Below are 275 nucleotides of genomic sequence, written 5' to 3' on the forward strand. Positions count from 1 at the left end.
GTCGTATTTGGGGCTAATTACCCTGACGCTTTGCCTGTATCGAGCGACCCCTTGGTGCATGTTGTCGGTGGCTTGAGTAATGCTGAGTTTATTGCTTTACTGGCTAATGCCAAGATGGGTCTGCTGAGTGCCGGCGATGCTTTATTACAAGCGATTGCTTTGCAGCTCCCTTGTGTTGCCGCGCCCGTTTCTAAAGATCAGCCTAAGCGCCTAGCAATGTGCTCTGCACAGGGGTTAGTGCATGCTGCGCCGTTAAACCGTAACACGCTGACTGC

General features: G+C 52.4%; 1 pseudogene. It reads left to right on the forward strand.

Annotation, left to right across the window (positions count from 1 at the left end):
• Positions 1 to 275: pseudogene (locus CWB99_RS24350) on the forward strand (glycosyltransferase family 1 protein); the annotation flags it as partial.

Source organism: Pseudoalteromonas rubra (assembly GCF_005887095.1).
Lineage (GTDB): Bacteria > Pseudomonadota > Gammaproteobacteria > Enterobacterales > Alteromonadaceae > Pseudoalteromonas > Pseudoalteromonas rubra_E.